At 73.8% G+C, this 25,490-nt stretch carries 26 protein-coding genes; 15 read left to right on the plus strand and 11 right to left on the minus strand.

Annotated features, from left to right (window positions below; genetic code table 11):
* Positions 1 to 4 precede the first annotated feature (4 nt).
* The 6 genes from ACERUJ_RS15765 (at position 5) to ACERUJ_RS15790 (ending at position 4,095) form a co-directional block, all read left to right on the plus strand.
* Positions 5 to 289 carry a PqqD family peptide modification chaperone gene (locus ACERUJ_RS15765; RefSeq protein WP_370249729.1) on the plus strand — a complete coding sequence of 95 codons (285 nt, stop codon included), beginning with the start codon at positions 5 to 7 and terminating at the stop codon, positions 287 to 289.
* Between the two features lie 4 nt (positions 290 to 293).
* Positions 294 to 2,198, plus strand: a complete 1,905-nt coding sequence (locus tag ACERUJ_RS15770; protein ID WP_370249730.1) for an asparagine synthase-related protein — start codon at positions 294 to 296, stop codon at positions 2,196 to 2,198.
* Between the two features lie 88 nt (positions 2,199 to 2,286).
* Positions 2,287 to 2,409, plus strand: coding sequence for a hypothetical protein (locus ACERUJ_RS15775; protein ID WP_370249732.1), 123 nt, complete (start codon positions 2,287 to 2,289; stop codon positions 2,407 to 2,409).
* Between the two features lie 86 nt (positions 2,410 to 2,495).
* Positions 2,496 to 2,624, plus strand: coding sequence for a hypothetical protein (locus ACERUJ_RS15780; RefSeq protein ID WP_370249733.1), 129 nt, complete (start codon positions 2,496 to 2,498; stop codon positions 2,622 to 2,624).
* An 80-nt stretch (positions 2,625 to 2,704) separates the two neighbouring features.
* Positions 2,705 to 3,277, plus strand: a complete 573-nt coding sequence (locus ACERUJ_RS15785) for a hypothetical protein (RefSeq protein WP_370249734.1) — start codon at positions 2,705 to 2,707, stop codon at positions 3,275 to 3,277.
* Complete coding sequence (locus tag ACERUJ_RS15790; RefSeq protein WP_370249736.1) at positions 3,274 to 4,095, plus strand: sulfotransferase domain-containing protein; 822 nt, start codon at positions 3,274 to 3,276, stop codon at positions 4,093 to 4,095. The genes ACERUJ_RS15785 and ACERUJ_RS15790 overlap by 4 nt, the downstream gene beginning before the upstream one ends.
* Positions 4,096 to 4,198: 103 nt before the next feature.
* Here ACERUJ_RS15790 and pntB read toward each other — a convergent pair whose 3' ends face one another.
* The 4 genes from pntB to ACERUJ_RS15810 form a co-directional block, all read right to left on the minus strand.
* The gene (gene pntB, locus ACERUJ_RS15795; protein WP_370249737.1) at positions 4,199 to 5,617 is read right to left on the minus strand and encodes a Re/Si-specific NAD(P)(+) transhydrogenase subunit beta; all 1,419 of its coding nucleotides are present in this window, start codon (positions 5,615 to 5,617) and stop codon (positions 4,199 to 4,201) included.
* Between the two features lie 3 nt (positions 5,618 to 5,620).
* Positions 5,621 to 7,144, minus strand: a complete 1,524-nt coding sequence (locus ACERUJ_RS15800; RefSeq protein WP_370249739.1) for a Re/Si-specific NAD(P)(+) transhydrogenase subunit alpha — start codon at positions 7,142 to 7,144, stop codon at positions 5,621 to 5,623.
* A 468-nt stretch (positions 7,145 to 7,612) separates the two neighbouring features.
* Entirely contained in the window at positions 7,613 to 8,212 is a 600-nt protein-coding gene (locus ACERUJ_RS15805) for a hypothetical protein (protein WP_370249740.1), read from the minus strand.
* Between the two features lie 128 nt (positions 8,213 to 8,340).
* Positions 8,341 to 9,855, minus strand: coding sequence for a fused MFS/spermidine synthase (locus ACERUJ_RS15810; RefSeq protein ID WP_370249741.1), 1,515 nt, complete (start codon positions 9,853 to 9,855; stop codon positions 8,341 to 8,343).
* 79 nt (positions 9,856 to 9,934) lie between these two features.
* Between ACERUJ_RS15810 and ACERUJ_RS15815 the strand changes: the two genes are divergently transcribed.
* The gene (locus ACERUJ_RS15815; RefSeq protein ID WP_370249742.1) at positions 9,935 to 10,618 is read left to right on the plus strand and encodes a tyrosine-protein phosphatase; all 684 of its coding nucleotides are present in this window, start codon (positions 9,935 to 9,937) and stop codon (positions 10,616 to 10,618) included.
* 15 nt (positions 10,619 to 10,633) lie between these two features.
* Here ACERUJ_RS15815 and ACERUJ_RS15820 read toward each other — a convergent pair whose 3' ends face one another.
* Together ACERUJ_RS15820 and ACERUJ_RS15825 are read right to left on the minus strand one after the other, a co-directional pair.
* Positions 10,634 to 11,281 (minus strand): 3-oxoacid CoA-transferase subunit B, encoded by a 648-nt coding sequence (locus ACERUJ_RS15820; protein WP_370249815.1) that lies wholly within the window; start codon positions 11,279 to 11,281, stop codon positions 10,634 to 10,636.
* A gap of 38 nt (positions 11,282 to 11,319) precedes the next feature.
* Complete coding sequence (locus tag ACERUJ_RS15825) at positions 11,320 to 11,982, minus strand: 3-oxoacid CoA-transferase subunit A (protein ID WP_370249744.1); 663 nt, start codon at positions 11,980 to 11,982, stop codon at positions 11,320 to 11,322.
* Positions 11,983 to 12,077: 95 nt separating this feature from the next.
* On the opposite strand from ACERUJ_RS15825, the gene ACERUJ_RS15830 reads away from it, so the two are divergent.
* Together ACERUJ_RS15830 and ACERUJ_RS15835 are read left to right on the plus strand one after the other, a co-directional pair.
* Positions 12,078 to 12,650, plus strand: a complete 573-nt coding sequence (locus ACERUJ_RS15830) for an RNA polymerase sigma factor (protein ID WP_370249745.1) — start codon at positions 12,078 to 12,080, stop codon at positions 12,648 to 12,650.
* Positions 12,647 to 13,297: a hypothetical protein gene (locus ACERUJ_RS15835; RefSeq protein ID WP_370249746.1), complete on the plus strand. Its 651-nt coding sequence runs from the start codon at positions 12,647 to 12,649 to the stop codon at positions 13,295 to 13,297. Before ACERUJ_RS15830 ends, ACERUJ_RS15835 begins: the two co-directional genes overlap by 4 nt.
* A 194-nt stretch (positions 13,298 to 13,491) precedes the next feature.
* Here the strand turns inward: ACERUJ_RS15835 and ACERUJ_RS15840 are convergent, their stop codons facing one another.
* The 4 genes from ACERUJ_RS15840 to ACERUJ_RS15855 all read right to left on the minus strand — a co-directional run bounded on the left by ACERUJ_RS15840 (position 13,492) and on the right by ACERUJ_RS15855 (position 17,192).
* A complete protein-coding gene (locus ACERUJ_RS15840; protein WP_370249747.1) occupies positions 13,492 to 14,997 on the minus strand; it encodes an MFS transporter in 1,506 nt (501 codons plus the stop codon).
* Between the two features lie 92 nt (positions 14,998 to 15,089).
* Entirely contained in the window at positions 15,090 to 15,524 is a 435-nt protein-coding gene (locus ACERUJ_RS15845) for an SRPBCC family protein (RefSeq protein WP_370249748.1), read from the minus strand.
* Positions 15,525 to 15,626: 102 nt separating this feature from the next.
* A complete protein-coding gene (locus tag ACERUJ_RS15850; protein WP_370249749.1) occupies positions 15,627 to 16,313 on the minus strand; it encodes a cache domain-containing protein in 687 nt (228 codons plus the stop codon).
* Between the two features lie 102 nt (positions 16,314 to 16,415).
* On the minus strand, positions 16,416 to 17,192 hold the full coding sequence (locus ACERUJ_RS15855) for a FadR/GntR family transcriptional regulator (protein ID WP_370249751.1): 777 nt from the start codon (positions 17,190 to 17,192) through the stop codon (positions 16,416 to 16,418).
* Between the two features lie 121 nt (positions 17,193 to 17,313).
* Here ACERUJ_RS15855 and ACERUJ_RS15860 point away from each other — a divergent pair, with 121 nt between their 5' ends.
* The 5 genes from ACERUJ_RS15860 (at position 17,314) to ACERUJ_RS15880 (ending at position 22,914) form a co-directional block, all read left to right on the plus strand.
* On the plus strand, positions 17,314 to 18,414 hold the full coding sequence (locus tag ACERUJ_RS15860) for an ABC transporter ATP-binding protein (protein WP_370249752.1): 1,101 nt from the start codon (positions 17,314 to 17,316) through the stop codon (positions 18,412 to 18,414).
* Positions 18,415 to 18,481: 67 nt separating this feature from the next.
* Positions 18,482 to 19,657: an ABC transporter substrate-binding protein gene (locus ACERUJ_RS15865; RefSeq protein WP_370249754.1), complete on the plus strand. Its 1,176-nt coding sequence runs from the start codon at positions 18,482 to 18,484 to the stop codon at positions 19,655 to 19,657.
* Positions 19,658 to 19,735: 78 nt separating this feature from the next.
* Positions 19,736 to 20,587, plus strand: a complete 852-nt coding sequence (locus ACERUJ_RS15870) for an ABC transporter permease (RefSeq protein ID WP_370249817.1) — start codon at positions 19,736 to 19,738, stop codon at positions 20,585 to 20,587.
* Positions 20,588 to 20,650: 63 nt separating this feature from the next.
* A complete protein-coding gene (locus ACERUJ_RS15875) occupies positions 20,651 to 21,451 on the plus strand; it encodes an ABC transporter permease (protein WP_370249755.1) in 801 nt (266 codons plus the stop codon).
* Between the two features lie 104 nt (positions 21,452 to 21,555).
* Complete coding sequence (locus ACERUJ_RS15880) at positions 21,556 to 22,914, plus strand: NAD-dependent succinate-semialdehyde dehydrogenase (RefSeq protein ID WP_370249756.1); 1,359 nt, start codon at positions 21,556 to 21,558, stop codon at positions 22,912 to 22,914.
* Between the two features lie 121 nt (positions 22,915 to 23,035).
* Here the strand turns inward: ACERUJ_RS15880 and ACERUJ_RS15885 are convergent, their stop codons facing one another.
* A complete protein-coding gene (locus ACERUJ_RS15885) occupies positions 23,036 to 23,917 on the minus strand; it encodes a LysR family transcriptional regulator (protein WP_370249757.1) in 882 nt (293 codons plus the stop codon).
* 131 nt (positions 23,918 to 24,048) lie between these two features.
* On the opposite strand from ACERUJ_RS15885, the gene gabT reads away from it, so the two are divergent.
* The gene (gene gabT / locus ACERUJ_RS15890; RefSeq protein WP_370249758.1) at positions 24,049 to 25,416 is read left to right on the plus strand and encodes a 4-aminobutyrate--2-oxoglutarate transaminase; all 1,368 of its coding nucleotides are present in this window, start codon (positions 24,049 to 24,051) and stop codon (positions 25,414 to 25,416) included.
* The last annotated feature ends 74 nt before the right edge of the window (positions 25,417 to 25,490 follow it).

Consider the following 25,490-nt stretch of genomic DNA (forward strand, 5'->3'; position numbering starts at 1 on the left):
GCACGTGAGCCTGCCGCTGTCCTCCGACGTCCCGCTGCGCCGTCGCGCCGACCTCCACACCCAGGAGCTCGACGGTGACCTCGTGATGGCCGACCTCGCGGCGGGCAACTACTTCGGGCTCGGTGACGTCGCCCGCGTGGTGTGGGAGCGGCTGGCCGAGCCGGCGTCGCTCGACACCCTGGTGACCGAGCTGACCGCCCGCTACGACGTCGACGCCGAGACCTGCCGCCGCGAGGTGGGCGACTTCCTGGGCTCGCTGCACCAGCACGGCCTGCTCGTCACCGACTGATCCGGTGAGCGCCCTCTCGCTGCTGTTCCACCACGACGGCGGCCCGGCCGACGCCGGTACCGCTGCCGCGATGGCGGCCACCAGCCGTTTCGACGGCGACCGCGACGCGACCATCACCGACGGGCCCCTCGCCCTGCACGCCACCCTCACCGCCTGGACCCCCGAGCAGGTCGAGGAGGTGCAGCCGGCCCGCACCCCGGCCGGCGTGCTCGTCGTGCTCGACGGCCACCTGGACGACCGGGAGCGGCTGGCGCACGACCTGGGCCTGGTCGGGCCGCTGCCTGCCGACGTGGACCTCGCCGCCCACGCCGTGCACCGCTGGGGCGACGACGCCGCCCAGCACCTCGTGGGCTCGTTCGTGCTGCTCACGTGGGAGCCGCGCGCGCAGCGGCTCGTGGTGACGCGCGGCGCGCTCGCCTCACGTGGTGTCTACTGGCACCACGACGGCCGCACCACCCGGCTCGCCACCCGCCCCCGGGCACTGTGGGCCGCCGGGGTGCGGCGCGAGGTGGACCTGGAGACCCTCGCCGACTTCATGCTGCTGCTCCCTCCGGCCCCGGGGGCCGCGATGTACCGCGGGCTACGACTCCTCGAGCCGGGCTCGCGGTTGGTGCTCGACCATCACGGCGTCCGCGAGGAGGTCTGGTGGCAGTGGCCCGAGCAGCGCTCCGACCTGCACGGCGAGGAGCTGGTCGACGTCGTCGACGACCTGCTGCAGCGGTGCGTGGCGGATGCGATGCGCCGCACCGGCGGGCTCGGGGCGCTGCTGAGCGGCGGCCTGGACTCCTCCACGGTGACGGCGATGGCGCTGGGGATGCTGCCGGACGGGGTCCGGCTGCACTCCGCCACCGAGGTCGCCCCCGAGGGCAGCGGACCCAACCACGAGCAGCACTTCGTGGAGGCGCTGGCGGCGCGGTACCCGGCGCTCGACCCGGCGTTCGTCGTCAGCGACCGGCACCTGCTGGACGACTACGACGCCCAGCTGGACGCCGCCGAGATGCCGACCCGCAACACCATGAACGCCCCCTGGCTGGCCGACTGCGTGCGGTCCGCGGCCGCGCGCGGCGTCACGGTGATGCTCGTCGGCGATGCCGGCAACCTGACCTTCAGCCGCCCGGGCGACACCGGGGTGGCCGACGCGCTGCGCCGCGGGCGTGTCCTGAGCGCGCTGTCGGCGGCGCGGACCGTGGCCCGCGTCGAGGGCCGACGGGTGCCGCGCGTCCTGGCGGCCGAGGCGATCCCGCTGCTCGGGGCGGGGCCGGCGCGCGGGCTGCAGACCTTCCAGTACACCGGCCGCTGGCGCGACACCGACCCGGCAGGGGCACGGCTCGCCGTCGTGCGGGAGGAGTTCGTCCTGCGCACGCGCGTAGAGGAGCGCGCCCGAGCGCGGGGACTGTCGCTGGTCGCCCGCGACGTGCGCCCCGACCCGGACCGGTGGCGCCGCGTCCTCGCCACCAGCGTGCGCTGGCACGACCAGCGCTGGGCGACGGAGGCGCGGTTCGGCGTGCAGCAGCGCGACCCGACGGCCGACCGGCGGCTCGTCGAGCTGGCGGCCACCCTGCCGGACCGGGCCTTCCGCGTGGGCGAGCGCCCCCGCGGACTCGCACGCGAGGTGGCGGCGCGTCACAGCCCCCGGCCGATCTGGGACCGGCCCGGGCGCGGACTCCAGTCGGCGGGCTGGCTCACGGTCACCCGGGAGGGCCTCCCCGCGCTCCGAGCGGAACTCCAGGCACTGCGCCGCAGCGACCTGGCCGCGTCGACCTTCGACCTCGACGCCGCCGGCCGGCTGCTCGACCAGCTCGGCGCGGAGGACGGGCTGGACGTGCCGGTGCGCAACCGCGTGGAACGGGTCTTCGGCGTCGGCAGGTGGCTGCGCCGGCTGGACGACGGCGGCCCGGGATCGGCTTGAGGTTCTCCTCAGGCCCCGCCACCAGCGGCCGATCCTCCCCGGTGATGAGGTGCGCCCGCCGGCGCACTGCCGGAGGAGGAGCTGCGCCATGGAGGACCCCGACGTCCGCGAGACCTGGACGACCCCGCGCCTGGAGGTGCTGCCGCTGAGCGCCACCGCCAACAGTCCGACCCCGAGCATGAACGGCGACGGCGCCCTGGACTACAGCTGACCCCTTCCGCGGAACAGGCCGGAGGATGACCGAGGACCCGGTAACCTTCTCCCAGGTCACCCCCAGGACCCCGATCGAGGAGCACCATGACCGAGCACGTCGCCGACTCCCCCCGGCCGTGGACGACGCCCCGACTCGAGGTGCTGTCCCTCAGCGAGACCGCCACGGGCGGGACCTTCCCCGGCCCCCAGGACGGGAACGGGTCCTACAGCTGACCGTTCCGGGGACCGGCCCGCTCCAAGCGTCGATCCGTCCCTTGCTGAGCCGGGCCGGGGAAGCGACCTACTACCTCAAGGTGCCCGGAGTCGCTTCCTTCGACGTCACCGACGGTGCCATCGCTGTGCATTCACCGGCTGACGCGGACCCAGCACGCGTCGCGGCGCTGCTCCACGATCCCGTCGCCGCCGCCGCGTGCGCGCAGCGCGGCCACCACGTGCTCAGCGGCGACACCGTGCGCCTCGACGACGGCCGCGTCGTCGTGGTGGGTCGTGGGCCGAGCGTCGCCCTGCCGCCCGTGGCCGAGACCTTGGGTGAGGTCGTCGCCCCGCACTGGGTGGGGGTCGCGCAGCGCGACGGCACGTGGGTCGTCGCCGACAGCGGGGAGCCGATCGCCGCCGTCGTCGTGCTGCAGCCGATCCGGGGTGTCCTCGCCGAACCCACGCGGGGCACCGAGCGGATGCGGGTGCTGCACCAGCTCGACCACGTCGAGCGGTTCCGGCTGCTGCCGCCGACGCCCGAGGTGCGCGCGCGGGCGTTTACGACCGCGCTGGGGCTGGCGGGCGCCGTCCCGATCCTGCGGGTCCATGCCGCCGGCCGGTCGGCCCAGGACATCGCGTCCGCCGTGCGCGAGCTGCTGGACGCGCCATGACCGCCCGCTGGCTCTCCTCCTACCCCCGCTCGGGCAACACCTGGACCCGGCTGCTGCTCGCGCACCTGCGCCACGACCTCGCCGGCGGCGCCCGGTTCAACGAGCCCGACGACCTGATGGCCGCCGACAGCGGCCTGCTGGAGCGGCTCCTCGGCGTCCCGTTGCGGCTGCTGACCCGCGACGAGGTCGCCGCGTGGCGGCCCGCCGTCTACGAGGTCCTCTCCGACAGCGACCCGCAGGCGCCGATCAAGACCCACGACGCCGCGCGCGACCGCGCGGGCCGGCCGCTGCTGGGCGGCGGCGTGCACCGGATCGTGCAGCTGGTGCGCCACCCCGACGACGTCGCCGTGTCGTTCGCGGCCTTCAACGGGACCGACCTCGACGCCGCGATCGACCGGATGGCCGACCCCGACTTCGGGTACGGCGCCGGCGAGGGTCAGGTGCGCCAGTACCTCGGCACCTGGAGTAGCCACACCCTCGGCTGGGCCACCCGGACCGACCACCCCGTGCTCGTCGTGCGCTACGAGGACCTGCACGCCGACACCGAGGCGGCGCTCACCCGCATCGCCGAGCACCTGATGCTCCCCCACACCCCCGACGCCGTCGCCCGCGCCGTCGAGCGCGCCCGGTTCGAGAAGCTGCAGGCCGCCGAGGCCGAGCACGACTTCCTCGAACGCCCCACCTTCACCGACCGCTTCTTCCGGGAGGGCCGCGTGGGCCAAGGCCGCGAGGTGCTCACCGACGCCCAGCGCAACCGGATCCGCGAGGACCACCACGAGGCCATGGCCCGGCTCGGCTACCCCACCGACGACGTCTGACCGCTCCCGCCTCCCGTGGTCGCCGGGGGAACGTTGCAACTAGCGAAATGTGCAGGCACCCCGTCCCTCAGGACGCGGGTGCCTGCAACGGGAGACGGTGACCCTAGGCGAGCGCGCGGACGATGTCCTCGACCCGGTCCTTGGCGTCGCCGAAGAGCATCTGGGTGTTCTCGCGGAAGAACAGCGGGTTCTGGACGCCGGCGTAGCCCACGGCCATGGAGCGCTTGAACACGATGACGTCGCGGGCGTGCCAGACCTCGAGCACCGGCATGCCGGCGATCGGGGAGGTGGGGTCCTCCTCGGCGGCGGGGTTGACGGTGTCGTTGGCGCCGATCACCAGCACGACGTCGGTGGAGGAGAGGTCGTCGTTGATCTCCTCCATCTCCAGCACGATGTCGTAGGGCACCTTGGCCTCGGCGAGCAGCACGTTCATGTGCCCGGGCAGGCGGCCCGCCACCGGGTGGATGCCGAAGCGGACGTCGACGCCCTTGGCGCGCAGCTTGGCGGTGAGCTCGGCCACCGGGTACTGCGCATGCGCCACCGCCATGCCGTAGCCGGGGGTGATGACCACCGAGGAGGCGTTGGCGAGCAGCTCGGCGGCGGCGTCGGCCATGATCTCGCGGTGCTCGCCGTAGTCGGTGTCGCCGGAGGCGGCCACCTCGAGGCCGAAGCCGCCCGCGATCACCGAGAGGAAGGACCGGTTCATCGCCGCGCACATGATGTAGCTCAGGTAGGCACCCGAGGAGCCCACGAGCGCCCCGGTGACGATCAGCAGGTCGTTGGAGAGCAGGAAGCCCGAGGCGGCCGCGGCCCAGCCGGAGTAGCTGTTGAGCATCGAGACGACGACGGGCATGTCGCCGCCGCCGATCGAGGCCACCAGGTGCCAGCCCAGGAACAGCGCCAGCAGCGTGAGCACCGCGAGCACGACGTGCTGGCCGGCGCTGTCGGAGTCGAGCACCAGGTAGACGACGGTGAGCACGACGAACGCGCCGAGCGAGCCGAGGTTGATGGCGTTCTTGCCCGGCAGCATCAGCGGCTTGGAGTCGATGCGCGCCGAGAGCTTGAGGTTGGCCACGATCGAGCCGGTGAAGGTGACCGCACCGATGAAGATGCCGATCGCCACCTCGGCGTCGTGGATGTTGTCGAGGCTGCCGCCGCGGTAGCTCTCCTCGAGGTGGCCGTTGACGCCGATGAGCACCGCCGCCAGACCCACGAAGGAGTGCAGCAGCGCGATCAGCTCGGGCATGCCGGTCATCTCGACGATCCGGGCGCGCCACAGGCCGATGACGGCCCCGATGCCGATCGCGCCGAGCATGAGCACGACGGTGAGCGCGCCGTCGTCGATCTCGTCGGAGGCGTCGATCACCAGCGCGACCGTGGCGAGCAGCGCCACGCCCATGCCGACGATGCCGTAGGTGAGGCCGCTGGAGGCGGTCTCGTGCTTGGAGAGCCCCGCGAGGGAGAGGATGAAGAGCAGGGAGGCGACGATGTACGCCGCCACCGCGATCGAGACGGTGTCCATGGCTCAGGCCCCCTTGCTGAACATGCCGAGCATGCGTCGGGTGACCGCGAAGCCACCGAAGATGTTGATCGAGGCCAGCAGGATCGCCGCGGCCGCGCTGAGCTTGATGACCAGGTCGTCGTCGGCGATCTGCACCAGCGCACCGACCACGACGACGCCGGAGATCGCGTTGGTCACCGACATCAGCGGCGTGTGCAGGGCGTGGGCGACCTTGCCGATCACGTAGTAGCCGATCACGACCGAGAGCATGAGGGTGGTGAAGTGTCGCGGGATCGGGTCGGGCGCGGTGGCGTTGACCAGGCCGAACAGCGCGATCGCACCGAGTACCAGGCCCAGCTTCGTGCGGGCCGACATCGGCGGCTTGGGCGGCGCGACCGGTGCCGCGGCCTTCGGGGCCGCGCTGGGGGCGGCCGAGACCTGCACCGGCGGGGGCGGCCACATCAGCTCGCCCTCGCGCACCACGGTGATGCCGCGCTGCACGACGTCGTCCAGGTCCAGGACCAGCACGCCGTCCTTGCCCGGGGTGAGCAGTTTGAGCAGGTTCACCAGGTTGGTGCCGTACAGCTGCGAGGCCTGGGCGGGCAGCCGGCCGGCGAGGTCGGTGTAGCCCAGGATCGTGACGCCGTTCGCGGTGACGGTGCGCTCGCCGGTCACGGTGCCGGCGACGTTGCCGCCCTGGCTGGCGGCGAGGTCGACGACCACGGACCCGGAGCGCATCGCGGCCACGGTCTCGGGGCCCACGAGCTGCGGCGCCGGGCGGCCGGGGATCAGGGCGGTGGTGATGACGATGTCGGCGGCGCGCGCCTCCTCGTCGTACATCGCCGCGGTGGCGGCCACCTGCTCGGCGGTCATCTCCTTGGCGTAGCCGTCGGAGGACACCTCGGTCTCGACGTCGACCGACACGAAGCTCGCGCCCATCGACTCGACCTGCTCGGCCACCTCGGGGCGCACGTCGAAGGCGCGCACGATCGCGCCCATCGACGACGCCGCACCGATGGCGGCCAGACCGGCCACGCCGGCGCCGACGACGAAGACCCGCGCGGGCGGGATCTTGCCGGCGGCGGTGACCTGGCCGGTGAACATGCGCCCGAACTCGTGGGCGGCCTCCACCACCGCGCGGTAGCCGGCGACGTTGGCCATCGAGGACAGCACGTCCATCGACTGCGCGCGGGAGATGCGCGGCACGGCGTCCATCGCCAGGGCGGTGATGGGGCGGGCGGCGAGGTCGGCCACCATCGCCTCGTCGGTGCGCACGTCGAGCAGCGCGATGAGGGTGGCGCCCGGGCGCAGCGCGTCGCGCTGGGCGGGCGTGGGCGCGTTGACGCCGAGCACGACGTCGGCGCCCGTGGCCTCCCCCAGGCGGGCGCCGGCGGCCACGTAGGCGTCGTCGCCGAAGCTGGAGGCGACACCGGCTCCGGGCTCGACGACCACCTCGTAGCCGAGCGCGAGCAGTTGCGCGACGGTCGTCGGGGTGGCGGCGACCCGGGTCTCCCCGGGGGCGGCCTCCTTGAGGACTCCGATCAGCATGGCTCCACTTCCTGGTGGGGGTCAGTGGCGCTGATTCTGGCCTGTGCGGGCGCTGGAGCCGGTAGGACGTCCATCACGCCGCGCGCCGAACCGGCCGGTGCACGGGTGTCCACGCGGGAGACCGCGTCCCTCCCGAGACGCAGATCACAGGACACGGCGTCGCACACAACCGCACCGGGCGGGAACGAAGGTCGGGCGCGGCCACCTCCCCCAAGGAGCGGCCGCACCCGCGAGCGGTAGTCAATCGACTCCCCCGCGGACCCGCCAGAGGCGTGGGCCGATCGCGGACGTGATGGGGCGAACTCCCATCGCCCCTCGACGGCGCCCCGCGTGGAAACCCGATCCGGGCTGAACGATCGCTCAGGTCGCACGCCACGACATGGCGCCACCAGCGGCGGGACGCGGGTCCGGCGGACCCGACCCGCGCGCTGGTGACGCCCCGAGAGCCGCGGCGGACGAGGCCGGGGATCAGCTCGCGCAGACGGCGTAGTGGAAGGCGCTGCGGGCGGATCCGGTGTTGTTGACGATCGCGGTGCGCCACGCGACGGGGTCGACCGTGGCGTCGGCCACCGGCCCGGTGCCGACGAAGGGCGCGGTGAACTGGACCACCGGCAGGCTCTGCTGCAGGTCGCCCGCGGTGCTGCCCACCAGGACGAACCCGCTCGGGACCACGTAGGCCCCACCGCCGATCGCGACCTCGCCGGGTTCGCAGCCGACCGAGACCGTGGACGTCGCCCCGTCGGCGACGTCGGCGCGCTCCACGCGGCGCATCGTCACGCTGCGGAAGCCGACCGCTGCCGGATCGAGCTTGGAGACGTCCACCGCACCGGGCTTGATCTTGGCGCGGGTGACGGCGTTGGCCTTGATCTTCGGGGCCGTGACGGCGTTGGCCGCGAGGTCCTTGCTGGTGACCTTGCCCGCGGCCCACGCAGGCAGCGGGGAGACGCCGACGGCGAGGATCAGCGCGCAGTAGGCCACGGCGTTGCGGCGCAGGTGACGCCCCAGCCGGCCGGCGCGGGCCTCGGGGCGGGTCTCGGATCCGGTCTCGGACGGACGGACGACGGTCATGGCTGACTCCTGGGGGATGCGGGATGAGGGAGCGCGCCGCGCCCGAGCCGGCGCGGCACCCAGACTGGACCCGCCCGACCCCGATGCACAAGGTTCCGACAAGACGGGTGTCGGTCGTCGAGCGTCGCTCAGGGGAGCGGGGCGGGCTGGAGCAGCTGGTCCACCGGGGCCCGGTCGTCGGTGAGCACCTCGGCGTCGCGGAGCCAGGCGTCGAGGGCGGGGCCGGCGAGCGGCGCCCAGTCGACGTCGCGGGCGGCGAGGGCGGCGGTGAGCGCGGCGGGGTCGATCGGACGGCGACCGGCCAGCGCGACGAGGTTGCCGCCGTCGGGGTCGGGACCGCGGTCGGCGGCGTCGGCCAGCAGCACGACGTGGGGGAACACCGCGGCCAGCGTGGCCAGCTCGGCGCGGGCGAAGGCGAGGTCGCCGTAGTCGATGAGGTTGACGGCGTAGAGACCGTCGTCGGCGAGCACCCGGTCAACCTCGCGCACGACCTCGACGGTGGTGAGGTGCCAGGGCACCGCCACCCCGCCGAAGGCGTCGCCCACCACGAGGTCGTGCACGGCGTCCGGAAGCCGCGCCAGGCCGAGCCGGCCGTCCTCGACCCGGACCTCGAGCCCCGTCCCGGGACCGTCGTCGAGCCCGAGCAGCTCGCGGTCGAGGGCGACGACGCCCGGGTCGATCTCCGAGACCGTGCTGCGGGTGCCGGGCCGGACGACGTCGAGGAAGCGCGGCAGGGTGAGCCCGCCGCCGCCGAGGTGGTGGGCACGGAGCGCGACGCCGGCCGGGTACCGCGCGTCGACCGCGGCGGCGATCGCGCGCACGTAGGTGAACTCCAGGTGCGTCGGGTCGTCGACGTCGACGTAGGAGTGGCGCAGCCCGTCGAGCACGAGCGTGCGCCCGCCGGGCCGCTCGGGATCGGCCTCCACCCGCGCGCAGTGGTAGGTGGTCTCGCGGTCGCAGCCGCCGGGCGCGAGCGTCGTGACCGCCGTGGTGCCGCCGAGGACGAGCACGAGCGCCGCGCCGGGCCGTCCACCACGGCCGGGGAGGGACCCGAGCCCCAGGACCGGCAGGACCAGCGCCACGACGACGAGCAGCACGCCCAGGCCGAGCAGGATCCCGCTCACCGGCAGCCGCGAGATGAGCACGAACCCCGTGAGGACGGTGCCCGCGATGGCGCCGATCGTCCCGACTCCGGAGAGCCGGCCCACCACCGCACCGGTCTCCTCCAGCGTCGTCAGCTGGATCTTGGTGACCGCCGGGCTCACCGCCGAGAGCAGCGCGCCGGGCACCAGGATGGTGGCGGTGGCCACCGGCACGAGGAACACCTCGGCGGTCTCGGCGACGGTCCGCACCAGCAGCGGCGTCGCCGCGACGGCCACGCCCGAGACGCCGAGCAGGGGCGCCAGCAGCGCGCGGGGATCCCGCCGGTCCGCGGCCACACCCCCCACCCACGACCCCAGGGCGATGGCGGCGAGCGCGATGCCGATCACCAGCGTGCTGGTCTCCAGGGTGAGGCCGAGGTAGGGCGCGAGGAGACGCAGCGCCACCAGCTCGACGACGAGGACCGCGGCCGAGGACCCCGCCACGAGGGCGACCGCGACCCCCTGCGGGAGCGGTCCGGACGGGGCGGCGGGCGCGGTCACCGCTCCATCCTGACAACCGCACCCTCACCCGCCCGGGCCCGTCGCCTGCTGGCCCCGGGGGCCCTGGCAGGGTGGCGGGGTGCCTGCCTCCCCCGCCTGCCCGGTCAACGTCCGCGACCTCGGTGGCCTGCCGCTGCTCGACGGCGGTCGCACGGCGCCGGGCGTGCTGCTGCGCGGCGACGCGCCGTACGCCGGCGACGTCGCGCCGAGCGGGGTCGCGTGGCCGCCGGCGGCGGTGCTGGACCTGCGCGCCGCGCACGAGCGCCGCCGCTCGCCCTATCCCTGGCCCGCGACCACGACGGTCACCCCGTGGCCGCTGGGCTCGATCGCCGACCCCGCCCACCTCGGCACCCGTTCGATCCTCGACGTCTACGCCGAGCTGCTCGAGGTCGCGGCCCCGCGGATCGCCACGGTGCTGCCGCAGCTGAGCGCCGACGGCGCCACGTTCGTGCACTGCGCGGCCGGCAAGGACCGCACCGGGCTGGTGATCGGGGCGCTGCTGCTGCTCGCCGGCGTGACGCCCGAGGCGGTGGTGGCCGACTACGAGCGCACCCAGGAGCGGATGGACGCCGTCGTCGGGCGGCTCACCACCTTCGCCGACCTCCACCCCGACGGGATGCGCCCCGAGTGGCTCACCGCCCCCGCCGAGGCGATCGGGCTGCTGCTGGAGGCGGTCGGCGACGACCCCGCGGCGTGGTTCATCCGCCACGGGGCCGACGGCGGCGACGTCGACCGGTGGCGCGACCGGATCCGCGCCGGCTGACCCGTCCCGGCGGGATCAGCGCAATCGCGCGGCGAGCTCGGCCGCGGTGATCCCGAAGGTCTCCACGAGCACGGCCCCGGGCAGGTGCGGGCCGACGTCGAGGATCGCGGCGTCGGTGTAGACCCGCTGCACGCAGCCCACGCCGGTGAGGGGGTAGGTGCAGGAGGGCACCAGCTTCGGGCTGCCGTCCTTGGCGAACAGGGTCATCATCACCACCAGCCGTCGGGCGCCGACGGCGAGGTCCATCGCCCCTCCCACCCCCGGCACGGCGTCGGGGGCGCCGGTGTGCCAGTTCGCGAGGTCGCCGGCGACCGACACCTGGAACGCGCCCAGCACGCACACGTCGAGGTGGCCGCCGCGCATCATGGCGAAGGAGTCGGCCTGGTGGAAGTAGGAGGCCCCGGGCCGCTCGGTGACCGGCTGCTTGCCGGCGTTGGTGAGGTCGGGGTCGATCGGGTCCTCGGGCCCGCCCGTGGCGGCCGGGCCCATGTGGAGCATGCCGTTCTCGGTGTGCAGCACGATCCCGGCGTCGGGCGGCAGGTGGTCGGCCACCAGCGTCGGCTGCCCGATGCCGAGGTTCACGAACGAGCCGGGCTCGATGTCGCGCGCCACCCGCGCCGCGATCGCCGCGGGGGTGAGCGGTTCCGGTGCGGTGCACGGCACGGCGTCGAGGTCGGCGGCGGCGAGCAGGGGATGGTCGCTCACGGCACGCGCACGATCCGGTCGACGTAGATGCCGGGCGTCACGACCGTCTCCGGGTCGAGCGCACCGATCTCGACGACGTCGCCGACCTCCACCACGACCGTGCGGGCCGCGGTGGCCATGACGGGGCCGAAGTTGCGGGCGGTCTTGCGGTACACCAGGTTGCCCAGGCGGTCGGCGCGGTGGGCCCGGATGAGGGCGACGTCGCCGCGCAGCGGCAGCTCCAGCACGTGGGGCCGCCCGTCGAAGTCGCGCACCTCCTTGCCCTCGGCCAGCGGCGTGCCGGCCCCCGTGGGGCAGTAGAACGCGCCGATCCCGGCGCCGGCCGCGCGCATCCGCTCGGCCAGGGTGCCCTGCGGCACGAGCTCGAGCTCGACCTCCCCGGCCCGGTAGAGCCGGTCGAAGACCCAGGAGTCGGTCTGGCGCGGGTAGGAGCACACGACCTTGCGCACCCGCCCCGCCGCGAGCAGCGCGGCGATTCCGGTGTCGCCGTTGCCGGCGTTGTTGGACACGATCACCAGGTCCGAGGCGCCCTGCCGGATCAGGCCGTCCACCAGGGCCACCGGCATGCCGACCTTCCCGAAGCCCCCGATGAGCACGGTCGCGCCGTCGGGCACGTCGGCGAGGGCCGCGTCGACGTCGTCGCACACCCGGGCGGTCATGGGGGCGACGCTACGCCGTCGCCGGATCATGACGGCGCTCGGCGCGGTGGGCGCCGGGGTGAAAGAGTCCGGTCGAGGCCGGACAGAGGGGTGGTGTGGAGACGACCGGGCAGCGCGAGGAGGCCTTCGCCGCGCTCGTGCGCGCCGTCGCCGAGCCGCTGACCCGCTACGCCCACCGGCGCACCGACCCCGCCACCGCCGACGACGTGGTGGCCGAGACGCTGACGGTGCTGTGGCGCCGCTTCGACGACGTGCCCACCGACGACCCGCTGCCGTGGACCTACGCCGTCGCGCGCCGCTGCCTGGCCAACGCCCGGCGCGGCGGGGATCGGCGGCGGGCGCTGGAGGCACGGTTGCGCGCCACCGCGGTGGAACCGGCCGGCGAGGACGACGGCGACCGCGACGCCGACCGTCTGGCGGTCGCACTCCTCACCCTGCCCCCGCGCGATCAGGAGCTGCTGCGGCTGTGGGCCTGGGAGGGGCTCGAGGCCCGCGAGATCGCGACGGTGCTGGGCATCAGCGCCAACGCCGCCGCGATCCGGCTCCACCGCGCCAAGCGGCGGCTGTCGGAGCGGATGGGCGTCCGGGGCACCGGCGGATCCGCGAGCGGACGAAAGAGCGGGACGTCGGGCGGACAGACACCGGTCGAGAGGAGGGAGTCGCGATGACCGATCACGAGGACCTGCGGGCCCGCCTGCGCCGGCTCGACCCGGCCGCGGGCGTGCGTCCCGACACCCCCCGGCTCGAGCACCTGATCGTCCACCTGACCCAGACCCCCGGAGGCTCCGCCATGACCCCGACCCGCCCCGACACCGCCGTCAGCCCCGTCCGCCCGCACCGCGGTCTGCTCGCCGCAGCCGCCGCCGTCGTCGCCCTCGGCGTCGCCGGCGGCACCTGGCTCACCCTCGACGACGCCGACACGGCACCGACGGCCGCGGGAGGCGCCGACACCGCGGCGGGGAGCACGCTGGACCTGTCGCTCCCGGCCGCGGACGCCATGGCGTCGTGCGCGATGTTCGACCCGGCGCTCCTGGCCGCCGCCGACGTCGCCTTCCTCGGCACCGTCACCGATCTCACCGACGGCGAGGTGACCCTGGCCGTCGAGGACTGGTACACCGACGACGACGCCGCCCGGGTGCGGCTCGACACCCTCGAGGGTCCGGCCGGCTCCACCGTCTCGATCGACGGCGTGGACTTCGTGGCCGGGGAGCGGTTCCTGGTCTCCGCCAACGACGGTGCCGTGCTGAACTGCGGCTACTCCGGGCCGGCCACCCCCGCACTCACCGCGCTGTTCGACGACGCCTTCGGGCGCTGAGACCCCGCGGGGTGTCGAAAGAACATCGAGCCGATGGAGTCGATCGGACTTGTCGGCACCTTGTCGAAGGTCCGCTACGGTCGCCGAGGTCAGCCCACGCCTCCCCTCCGGGGGCTGACGTCGGGCCGCCCCGTCCGGTCACAAGGACGTGACCGTGCGGGGCGGCTCCCGAGTCGTCGGCACCGGGGCGGCGATCAGTCGCCGGCGCCCACCGGGAGGGAGCCGACCGTGGCGGCGTACTCCCGCTCGGCCGCCTGCTCGGCGAGCTCCTTGTGGTGGCGCACCGCGGCCGTGCCGGGCAGCAGCAGGCTGGCCACGGCCGCCACGGCGAGCCCCGCACCGGGCACCCACAGCCCGGCGAGCAGGCCCTCGCGCAGGCCGGCGGGGGTGAAGTCCGTGCCGACGGTCTCGAAGAACGCCACGCCCACCAGGGCCAGCAGCAACGCGGCGCCGACCTGCTGGGAGGTGCCGATCACCGCGGAGGCGGCGCCGGCGTCGGCGGGATCGGTGTTGGCCAGTGCGACGTCGATCAGCGGGATGGCGGCGAAGGCAAGACCGACACCGCCCAGCGCCATCGGGCCGATCATGTCGCGCACCTGCAGCGCGTCGCCGTGGAAGTCGACGGTCTGGGCGAACCACGCGATGGCCGCGATGAACAGCACCAGGCCGAGGGTGACGAGTCGGCGGCCGAGCTTGTCGACCAGCGGCACCGACACCCCGCTGGCCAGGAACGCCCCGATGCTGAAGGGCACGGTGGCCAGGCCGGCATCGATGGCGGAGTACTGCAGCCCGGACTGGAGGTAGAAGGTGATGCCGAAGAAGAAGGCGCCGATCGAGCCGAAGAAGGCCAGGGAGGTGAGGGCGCCCGCGGAGTAGCCGCGGTCGGAGAACAACCGCGGCGGGACCATCGGGAACCCGCCGGAGGCCTCGACCCGGCGCTGGTGGAGGGCGAAGACCACGACGAGCACGAGCGCGGTCGCGAGGAGCGCCCAGATCCACCAGACCCAGTCCTTGGGACGGCCCTCGATGAGAGCGAACGCCAGCAGGAACAGGGCGGCCGAGCTGAGCAGCGCGCCGGGGAGGTCGATGCGCGTGCGGTGGGGCGAGCGCGTCTCGGGGATCAACCGGGCGCCCCCGATCAGCAGCAGCACCCCGATCGGGATGTTGATGACGAAGATCGTGCGCCACTCCAGCCCGGCGACGTCGTTGGTGATCAGGACCCCGCCGAGCAGCGGGCCGGCGACCGCGGCCGTGCCCGTGACGGCACCGAAGGCCCCGAGCACGCCCGCGCGCTCCTTGGGCGCGTAGAGCACCTGCACGATGGAGAGGACCTGCGGCACCATCGTGGCGGCGAAGAAGCCCTGCACGAAGCGACCGATCACGAGCACCTCGGCGGTGGGCGCGAAGGCGCACAGCGCCGAGGCGACGGTGAACCCGGCGACGCCGACGAGGAAGACCCGCTTGCGGCCGTAGAGGTCGCCCAGCCGGCCGGTGGTGATGAGCACCGTGGCGAAGGCGAGCACGTAGCCCGACACCATCCACTCCAGCTGGGAGGGGGAGGCGTCGAGGTCGTCGCGGATCGCCGGCAGGGCGACGTTGACGATCGTGGTGTCGAGCAGGTCCATGAACGTCGCGACGAACAGCACCAGGACGGCGGTCGTGCGCACCCGTCCGGTGGGCAGCGCGGGGGCGGTGGGCATGCGGGGTCCTCGCAGAGGGGTGGAGAGGCGGGCCGGAGGGCGCCCGGTGGAGCGCCGTCAGCCATTCAAGCGAGGACCACCGACAACCCGATTCACCCCTTGCGGGCGGCCCGGGAGTACAGCGCGAGCAACGTGCGCGAGATCACGGCCAGGGCGCCCTGCTCGACCAGCGGGACGCGGGACCGCGCCGAGAGCGTCCACTCCACCCGGGTGCCGGAGCCCTGCGGGCTGAGCCGCACCTCGCCGCGGTAGTCGGCGAACGGGACGCCGGCCAGGCCGCGGTAGCCGAGCACGCGGGGCGCGTCGAAGGCGACGATCTCCTCCACGATCGCGGGCGCGGGGCCCGGGGCCGCGATCCGACGCACCGCGCCGACCCCGCCCGGGGTCTGCGCCTTCGCGTCGTCGACGCTCACCTTCATGCCGGGACCCCACGAGGCCATGCCCTCGTGGTGGGCGAGCACCGCCCAGGCCCGCTCCGGGCTGATCGGCAGGGTGGTGCGGGCGGTGGCCTGGGCGCGCTTCGACATCGGGGCTCCTGGAGGGTGCGGGCGATCGGTCCGAGGTTCCCAGCCGGCAACGTCGGGCTCGGCGCGGGTTCAGGTGCTGGACGGGGTCGCCGCGGGGGTCCGTCAGGCGAGCACCGTCAGCGGCAGTCCGGCACAGGGCAGCGCGAGGGCGAAGGCCGAGCGGTCGATCCGGTCGCCCGCGAACACGGTGGGGTCGCCCGAGACGGCGGCGCGCGAGTGGTGGTTGACCAGCGTGGCGCCGGCGGCGATGAAGGTGGGGGCCAGCACGCGCTCGAGGGTCTCGGCCAGCACGTCGACGCCCATCACCCCGAGCGGCCGGCCGGCCCGGACGACGGGGAGGGTGGTGGTGAGCACGAACTCGTCGGTGCAGACGTAGTCGACGTAGGGGCCGGTGACGTGCACCTCGCCGGTGCGCAACGGGGTGCGGAACCACTCCTGGTGGGCGTACTCGGCCGACTGCACCAGCGCCGCCGACTCCGCCATCCGCTCCCCGGCGTCGCCCTGCCACCAGGCGAGCAGGTGGGTGAGGTCGCTGAGCAGGCCCGGGATGACGACGAAGCCGGCGCCCACCGCGGGCCCCGCGGCCAGCACGTCGCGCGCCCGCGGCTCGACCTCGCGCAGCACGATGTCGGAGGCGATCGGCGGGCCGTCGAACAGCGGGGCGATGGCGTCGGCGCTGCGGGCCAACGAGGCGAGCAGCGGGGCGAAGAAGGTCTCGACGGCCTCGACGCACGTGGCAGCGGCCACCGGGGCGTCGGTGGGGGTGGCCGGACCGGGCGTGCGCGCCATGGGGCTCACGGTAACCCCACGCGGGGCCCGGGCGCTGCCCTGCCGGCGCACCGGATCACGCGCGTGAGGCGGACCGGGCCCTGGACCGGGTGGCCGGCAGGGTCACGCCTCGACCCCGCGCAGCGCGTCGGCCCGCATCCGCGCGAGCGCCCCGAGGGTCTCCTGCACCCGGCGACGCATCACCGCGCGCGCCGCCGCCGGGTCCTGGTGGCCGATCGCGGCGATCAGCTGCTGCTGCAGGTCGTGGATGCGGGTGCGGTGCTCGTCGAGGCCGAGCGGCAGGCGCAGCACGACGCCGAAGTCGGACTCCATCCGCACGACCTCGCGGGCCAGGCGGGCGGACTGGGTGAGCGCGGCGATCGCGAGGTGCAGCTCGGTGTCGGCGTGGCGGACCTCGCCGAGCGTGGGCTCCGGGGCGTCGTCGCGGGGGCGGCCGAGCGCCACGATCTCGCGCAGCTCGGCCACCTCCTCGGTGTCGGCGCGCTCGGCGGCGAGCTCGGCGCAGCCGGCCAGGACCGCGGAGTAGTGGGTGCCGTGATCACCGAGCTCGACCTTGGTCATGGCCGCCAGGCGCTGGCGGGTGACCCGCTCGTGCCCACCCTCGGGCCGGGTGACGAAGGAGCCGCCGCCGTGGCCCCGCACGGTGGTGACCAGTCCCTGGGCGCGCAACGAGACCAGCGCCTCGCGGGCGGTGACGGTGGCGACGCCGAGCATGCTGGCGAGCTCGGGCTCGCTGGGCAGCCGCTCGCCCTCGGCGAGGATCCCGGCCCGGATGGCCTGCTCGAGCCGCTGGGCCACGCGCACCGCGCGGCCGGCGTCGCCCAGGGGTGCGAAGACCGCGGTGCGGGCCCGCGTGGCGGGTCGGTGCACGGTGGCCATGGGCTCTCCTCGGGTGGCGAGTCACGAGTTTTACACGCGCGTCACAACCAGACCATAGACATCTAACATCTGATTCCATATGTTTCTCCGCATCCCACGAGCGAGCGGAGACGGTCACCCGATGTCGAGCCCCACCCCGAGCCCCCTCAGCACCGCGAAGGCGCCCCGCCCGACCAGCACCGGCGCCGACACCGGCGCGTCGGGCACCCCGGCGATCAGCCTGAGCGGCGTGACGCGGCACTTCGGCGACGTGCGCGCCGTCGACGGCGTCGACCTCGAGATCGCCGACGGCGAGTTCTTCTCGATGCTCGGCCCGTCCGGGTCGGGCAAGACCACGGTGCTGCGGCTCATCGCCGGCTTCGAGAAGCCCTCGGCCGGCCGGATCGCCCTGGCCGGCACCGACGTCACCCACCGCGCGCCGTTCGAGCGCGAGGTCAACACGGTCTTCCAGGACTACGCGCTCTTCCCGCACATGGACGTGCTCGACAACGTCGCCTACGGCCTGCGCGTGCGCGGCGTCGGGAGGACCGAGCGCCGCACCCGGGCCCGGGAGGCACTGGCCACCGTGCGCCTGGACCACCTCGCCGACCGCATGCCCACCCAGCTCTCCGGCGGGCAGCGGCAGCGGGTGGCCCTGGCGCGCGCGATCGTCGTGCAGCCCCGGGTGCTGCTGCTCGACGAGCCCCTGGGCGCCCTGGACCTCAAGCTGCGCGAGCAGATGCAGGTCGAGCTCAAGGCGCTCCAGCGCGACCTCGGCATCACCTTCGTCTTCGTGACCCACGACCAGGAGGAGGCGCTGACCCTCAGCGACCGCGTCGCGGTGTTCAACGAGGGCCGCATCGTGCAGCTCGGCACCCCGCAGGAGATCTACGAGCAGCCCGCCTCCGCCTACGTCGCGACGTTCGTGGGCACCTCCACGATCTTCGACGACGCCGCCTCGCGGGCGTTCCTCGGCCGCGGCGGCGCCCACGCGCTGCGGCCCGAGAAGGTCCGGGTCGAGCGCGGCGCCGATCCCGCGGGCGCCACCGACGGCTACCGCGTCCGCGCGCGCATCGCCGAGGTCATCTACCTCGGCGGCGGCCGCCGGATCGTGCTCGACCTCGAGGGCGGCGACGAGCCGCTGCGACTCGTGAGCGTCGAGCACGGCACCGGTTCCGACCTCGCCCGCGGCGACGACGTCGTCGCCAGCTGGGCCGCCGACGACCTCGTCGCCCTGCACTGACCCGCAGCACCGACCGGACCCACCGAACCCCCGCACCACCCTCACGCACCAGGAAAGAAGGACTCCGATGACGCGCACCACCCGCACCCGGCGGCTCGGGGCCGGCCTCACGGCCGCCCTCGCGCTCAGCCTGTCGCTCGCCGCCTGCGGCTCCGACGACACCGAGGCCACCACCGGCGCCCCCACCGAGCTCGGCGAGAACGAGGGCCAGGTCTCGATCCTGGCCTGGCCGGGCTACGTCGAGGACGGGTCCAACGACCCGGCCGTGGACTGGGTGTCCTCCTTCGAGGAGGAGACCGGCTGCGAGGTCACCACGAAGGTCTACGGCACCTCCGACGAGGCGTTCAACCTCGCCAAGTCCGGCGACTACGACGTCGTCGTCGCCTCCGGCGACCTCACGCTGCGCCTGATCGCCTCCGGCGAGGCCGCGGAGGTCAACACCGACCTGGTGCCGAACTACGAGAAGGTCTTCGACTTCCTCAAGGACAAGGAGTGGAACACCGTCGACGGCAAGAACTACGGCGTCCCGCACGGCTACGGCGCGAACCTGCTGATGTACAACGCCGACGTCATGGACGAGCCGACCTCGTGGGACGTCGTGTTCGAGAAGGGCTCGGCCTACCAGGGCAAGGTCACCGCCTACGACTCCCCGATCTACATCGCCGACGCCGCGATGTACCTGATGGCCACCCAGCCCGACCTCGGCATCACCAACCCCTACGCCCTGGACGAGGACCAGCTGGCCGCCGCGGTGGACCTGCTCAAGGCCCAGCGCGAGAACATCGGCGAGTACTGGTCGGACTACCTCAAGGAGGCCTCGGCCTTCAAGACCGGCGACTCGGTGGTGGGCACGACCTGGCAGGTGATCGCCAACGTCATCGACCAGCCCAACATCAAGGTCACGATCCCCTCCGAGGGCGTCACCGGCTGGAACGACACCTGGATGGTGTCCTCGCAGGCCGAGAACGTGAACTGCGCCTACGCCTGGCTCAACCACATCGAGGATCCGAAGATCAACGCCGCCGCCACCGAGTACTTCGGTGAGGCCCCGAACAGCGCCGAGGCCTGCGAGTACGCCAGCAGCCCCGACTTCTGCGCGACCTTCAAGGCCGGCGACGAGGAGTTCGCGAACAAGATCTGGTACTGGCGCACCCCCATCGCCGAGTGCCTGGACGGCCGGACCGACGTCGAGTGCACCGACTACTCCGACTGGACCAAGGCCTGGACCGAGATCAAGGGCTGATCCTTGACCCCCACCCCCGTCCGCACGGACCGCACGGCGCCCGCCCCCCCGACCTCCGGGGGGGCGGTCGCCCGCCGCATGTCCTCGGTGCTCACGCGTTTCGCGTGGATGCGCCTGATCCTGCTGCTCGCCGCGCCGCTGACCTGGCTGGTGCTGATCTACATCGTGGCCCTGGCCGCGCTGCTGGTGACGGCGCTGTGGTCGGTGGACAGCTTCACCGGGGAGCTCAGCCGCTCGCTCACCGTCGACAACCTGCGCGAGGTGGCCACCGAGCCGCTCTACCGCACCGTCGCCCTGCGCACGGTCGGCGTCGCCCTGCTGGTGACCCTCATCGACGTCGCGATCGCGCTGCCGATCGCCTTCTACATGGGCAAGGTCGCCAGCCCGCGCGCCCGCCGGCTGCTCGTCGTCGCCGTGCTGACGCCGCTGTGGGCCAGCTACCTGGTCAAGGCGTTCGCCTGGCGCTCCCTGCTGTCCCAGGACGGGCTGGTGGACTGGGCGCTGGGGCCGATCGGCCTGCACACGCCCGGCTACGGCCTCACCGGCGTCGTCATCACCCAGGCCTACATCTGGCTGCCCTACGTGATCCTGCCGATCTACGCGGGCATGGAGCGCGTGCCGGGCTCGCTGATCGAGGCCGCGGGCGACCTCGGCGCCTCCACCGCGACGACGCTGCGCACCGTGGTGCTGCCGCTGCTGGTGCCCTCGATCGTGGCCGGCTCGATCTTCAGCTTCTCCCTGACGCTGGGCGACTACATCACCGTCAACATCGTCGGCGGGGCGAGCCAGATGCTCGGCAACCTGGTCTTCACCAACGTCGGTGCGGCCAACAACCTGCCGCTGGCCGCCGCGATCGCGCTGATCCCGATCGTGATCATGCTCGGCTACCTCGCCGCCGTGCGCCGCACCGGCGCACTGGACCGGCTCTGACCCCCACACCCCCGCCACCCCCACCACCCCCACCGCTTCCGCCACCCTCCCGAGGAACCGACCGTGACCCTGAGTCCCCTCGCACGCCGCGCCCTGGTCGTCGTCACCGGCCTGGTGCTGCTGGTGATGTACGCGCCGCTGCTGCTGGTGGTGGTGAACTCCTTCAACACCGACCCGTCGATGACGTGGCCGCCCACCGGGTTGACCACCGAGTGGTGGGGCCGGGCCGCCGACAGCGTCGGCGCCCGCGACGCCGTGCTCACCAGCGTGAAGGTGGCGCTGGGGGCGACGGCGATCGCGCTCGTGCTCGGCACGATGCTGGCCCTGGCACTGCAGCGGTTCAGCTTCTACGGCAAGAACACCGTGAACCTGCTGGTGATCCTGCCGATCGCCCTGCCCGGCATCGTCACCGGCATCGCGTTGAACAACGCCTTCCGCGGCATCCTGGCCGTCGACCTCACGATCGGCACGGTGATCGTGGCGCACGCGACGTTCTGCATCGTCACGGTCTTCAACAACGCCATCGCCCGGCTGCGCCGGATGGGCGGCAACCTGGAGGAGGCTTCCGCCGACCTCGGGGCCGGGGTGTGGACGACGTTCCGGCTCGTCACGTTCCCGCAGCTGCGCTCGGCGCTGCTCGCCGGGGGTCTGCTGTCCTTCGCGCTGAGCTTCGACGAGATCATCGTGACCACGTTCACCGCCGGCAACGGCACCGAGACGCTGCCGATCTGGATCCTCAACAACCTCTTCCGGCCCAACCAGGCGCCGGTGGTGTCGGTGGTGGCCGTCGTGCTGATCCTGGTCTCGGTGGTGCCGATCTGGCTGGCCCAGCGCATCACCGGCGACACCGAGACCGCCCGGTGACCCCGGTGACACCCTCACCACCCACCTGCTCCACTGGTGCCACCTGATCCACTGGTGCCGGAGCACCCGCACCGAGTCCCACCCGCCGACCCCGAGAGGCACCGATGCCCGAGATCGCCTACCAGTCCGTGAACCCCGCCACCGGCGAGGTCCTCGACCGCTTCGACACCGCGACCGACGCCGAGGTGCAGGACGCGCTGACCGCCGCCACCGAGGCCGCGGCGGCCTGGGCCGCCCGCCCGATGGCCGAGCGGGTGGCGATCGTCCACGAGGTCGCCCGGCTCTTCGGCGAGCGCGCCGACGAGCTCGCCGAGATCGCCCGCCGCGAGATGGGCAAGCCGCTCTCGGAGGGCGTGGAGGAGGCGGAGTTCTGCCAGGGGATCTTCGGCTACTACGCCACCCACGGGCCCGACTTCACCGCCGACCAGCCGATCCCGGCCCCCGACGGCGGTCGCGCGGTGATCCAGCGCCGCCCGCTCGGCGCGATCCTCGGGATCATGCCGTGGAACTTCCCCTACTACCAGGTGGCCCGGTTCGCCGCGCCCAACCTGGTGCTCGGCAACGTCGTGCTGGTCAAGCACGCCGAGTCGGTGCCGGCCTCGGCGCTGGCCATCGTGCAGGTGCTCGCCGACGCCGGTGTGCCCGAGGGCGTCTACCAGAACCTGTTCGCCGACCACGACCAGATCGCGACGATGATCGCCGACCCGCGCATCGCCGGCGTCTCGCTCACCGGCTCGGAGCGGGCGGGCGCCGCCGTGGCCTCCCTCGCCGGGCAGCACCTGAAGAAGTGCGTGCTCGAGCTCGGCGGCTCCGACCCCATGGTCGTGCTCGACACCGACGACCTGCCCGGTCTGGTCGACGCCGCCTGGGACTTCCGGGTCTACAACACAGGCCAGGCCTGCAACTCCAACAAGCGCATCATCGCCCTCGACGACGTCTTCGACGACCTGGTCGCCGGCCTGGCGGCCAAGGCGCAGGCGCTCGGCCCCGACGACCTCTCGCCCCTGTCCTCCCGCGCGGCCGCCGAGACCCTGGACGCCCAGGTGCAGGACGCCGTCGCGAAGGGCGCCACCCTCCACGCCGGCGGCGTGCTGGGCGAGGCGCCGACGGCGTTCTACTCCCCCGCGGTGCTCACCGGCGTCACCCCCGACATGCGGGCCTACCACGAGGAGCTCTTCGGACCCGTGGCCGTGGTCTACCGCGTGAGCAGCGACGACGACGCCCTCGCGCTGGCCAACGACACCCCCTACGGCCTCGGCGGCTCGGTGTTCGCCCGCGACACCGCCCGCGCCCAGGCCGTCGCCGAGCGCCTCTCCGTGGGCATGTCCAACGTCAACACCATCGCCGGCGAGGGCCCCGAGATCCCCTTCGGCGGCGTCAAGCGCTCCGGCTTCGGGCGCGAGCTCGGCCCCCTCGGCATGGACGAGTTCGCCAACAAGCGGCTGCTCTACGTCGCCGACTGAGGCGGCCCGCGGCCCGCACTGGGTCGCGGGCCTCCGTCGTCACAAGCGAACGGCAGGTCGAATCGTGCATTCGGCCTGCCGTCTGCTTGTGACAACGCCCAACCGCGACCACCGACGGCGGTCAGGGGGCGCCGTAGACCTGCTCGACGTAGGCGGCGAGGCGGGTGGCCAGCGACTCGACGGTGGCGGCGGTGATGGCGGTGGGGTTCCAGGACGCCGAGAGGCGCACCGCCAGCCGCTGGCCGCCGTCGGTGCGGATCGCGAGCGGGACGACGTCGAAGCGGGGGTCGTCCGAGACCACTGCGACGCCCCGACCGCTGGCCGCCAGGGCCTGCGCGATCGTGCCGTTGCCGGCCTCGACGAGCTCGCCGACACCGAGCTCCTCGCGGGTGAGGGCGGCGTCGAGGGAGCTGCGGGCGGTGTAGGTGGCGGGCAGCACCACCAGCGGTCGGCCCACGAGCTCGCGCAGGGTGACGTCGGTGCGCGAGGCCCACGGGTCGTCGGGGGCGACGTAGGCCCACACCGGGAGCACCGCCAGCCGGCGGGAGGTGAACGGGCGCGGCGGCCGGTCGGTGCCGATGGCGAGGTCCACGCCCTCGCGCAGCAGCGTGCCGACCGACACCCCGTCGGCGGTGCGGACGTCGATCACCGGGTCGTCGGCGGCCATCGTGGCCACGAAGGGCGCGACGACGTCGGTGAGCGTCACCCCCGGGGCGGCGATGAGCAGCCGCTCCACGCCGCCCGCCGCGTGCACCGCGGCCGCGCGGGTGAGCTCGCCGACGGCGTCGAGCACCGCGATCGCGCGGGGAAGCAGCTCGCGGCCGGTGCGGCTCAGGCGCAGCCGTCCGCCGGCGCGGTCGAAGAGGTCGACGCCGAGCTCGCGCTCGAGGTCGCGCAGTTGGCGTGAGAGCCCGGGCTGGGTGACGTGGAGGTCCTGGGCGGCGGCGCTGACAGACCCGGCGTCGGCGGTGGCGACGAGGTAGCGCAGGTGGCGCAGCTCCACGGTCGCTCCCCTCGCCGGCCGTTCCATGCTCTTGTGGCATGGATTCGATGTCACACAGGTATTCGACAGCATAGATCGCGCTGTCCACACTGGAAGGACGCCAGCCCGACGCGCCCGCCCAGGAGGACCCCGTGACCGCGACGCTCGACCCGACCGACACCCTCACCGCGGCGCAGGAGCCGATCGCCCAGGAGCGCCGGCTCGTGACCGACCTGCCGGGCCCCCGCTCGGTGGAGCTGATGGCCCGCAAGACCGGCGCCGTCGCGGCCGGTGTCGGCACCACGCTGCCGGTCTTCGCCGCGCGCGCCGGCGGCGGCATCGTCGTCGACATCGACGGCAACCACCTCATCGACCTCGGCTCCGGCATCGCCGTGACGACGGTCGGCAACGCCGCGCCGCGCGTCGTGGAGGCCGTGCAGGCCCAGGTCGCGGCCTTCACCCACACCTGCTTCATGGTCACCCCCTACGCCGGCTACGTGGAGGTGGCCGAGGCGCTCAACCGCCTCACCCCCGGCGACCACGAGAAGCGCAGCGCCCTGTTCAACTCCGGTGCGGAGGCGGTGGAGAACGCGGTGAAGATCGCCCGCGCCCACACCAAGCGCACCGCCGTGGTCGTGTTCGACCACGGCTACCACGGCCGCACCAACCTCACGATGGCGATGACGGCCAAGAACATGCCGTACAAGCACGGCTTCGGTCCGTTCGCCTCCGAGGTCTACCGCGCGCCGCTGTCCTACCCCTTCCGCGACTCCGGGGTCGACGGCGCCGCGGCCGCCGCCCGCGCGATCGACGTCATCGAGAAGCAGGTGGGGGCCGAGAACCTCGCCTGCGTGGTGATCGAGCCGATCCAGGGCGAGGGTGGCTTCATCGAGCCGGCCGAGGGCTTCCTGCCGGCGCTGGTGGACTGGTGCCGCGCGAACGGCGTGGTGTTCGTGGCCGACGAGGTGCAGACCGGGTTCGCCCGCACCGGCGCGATGTTCGCCTGCGACCACGAGGGAGTGGTGCCCGACCTCATCGTCACCGCCAAGGGGATCGCCGGCGGCCTCCCGCTCTCGGCGGTCACCGGGCGCGCCGAGATCATGGACGCCGCCCACGTCGGCGGCCTCGGCGGCACCTACGGCGGCAACCCGCTGGCCTGCGCCGCCGCGCTGGCCGCGATCGAGACCATCGAGTCCGAGGACCTCACCGCCCGCGCCCGCGAGATCGAGGCGCTGATGAAGGACCGGCTGCGCGCCCTGCAGGCCGCCGACGACCGCATCGGCGACATCCGCGGCCGCGGCGCGATGATCGCCGTCGAGCTGGTGAAGGCCGGCACCACCGAGCCCGACCCGGTGCTCACCAAGCAGGTCGCCTCCGCCGCCCACGCCCAGGGCGTCATCGTGCTCACCTGCGGCACCCACGGCAACGTGCTGCGCTTCCTGCCCCCGCTCGCCATCGGCGACGCCCTGCTGCACGACGGCCTCGACGTCCTCGAGGCCGCCTTCGCCGCCTCCCGCTGACCCCCGACCGGCGACAGTTTGCTCGGTCAGCCGAGCAAACTGTCGCTCTCGCCGGCCAGGGACCCCCGAAAGCG

It is taken from the genome of Nocardioides sp., assembly GCF_964228225.1.
GTDB lineage: Bacteria > Actinomycetota > Actinomycetes > Propionibacteriales > Nocardioidaceae > Nocardioides.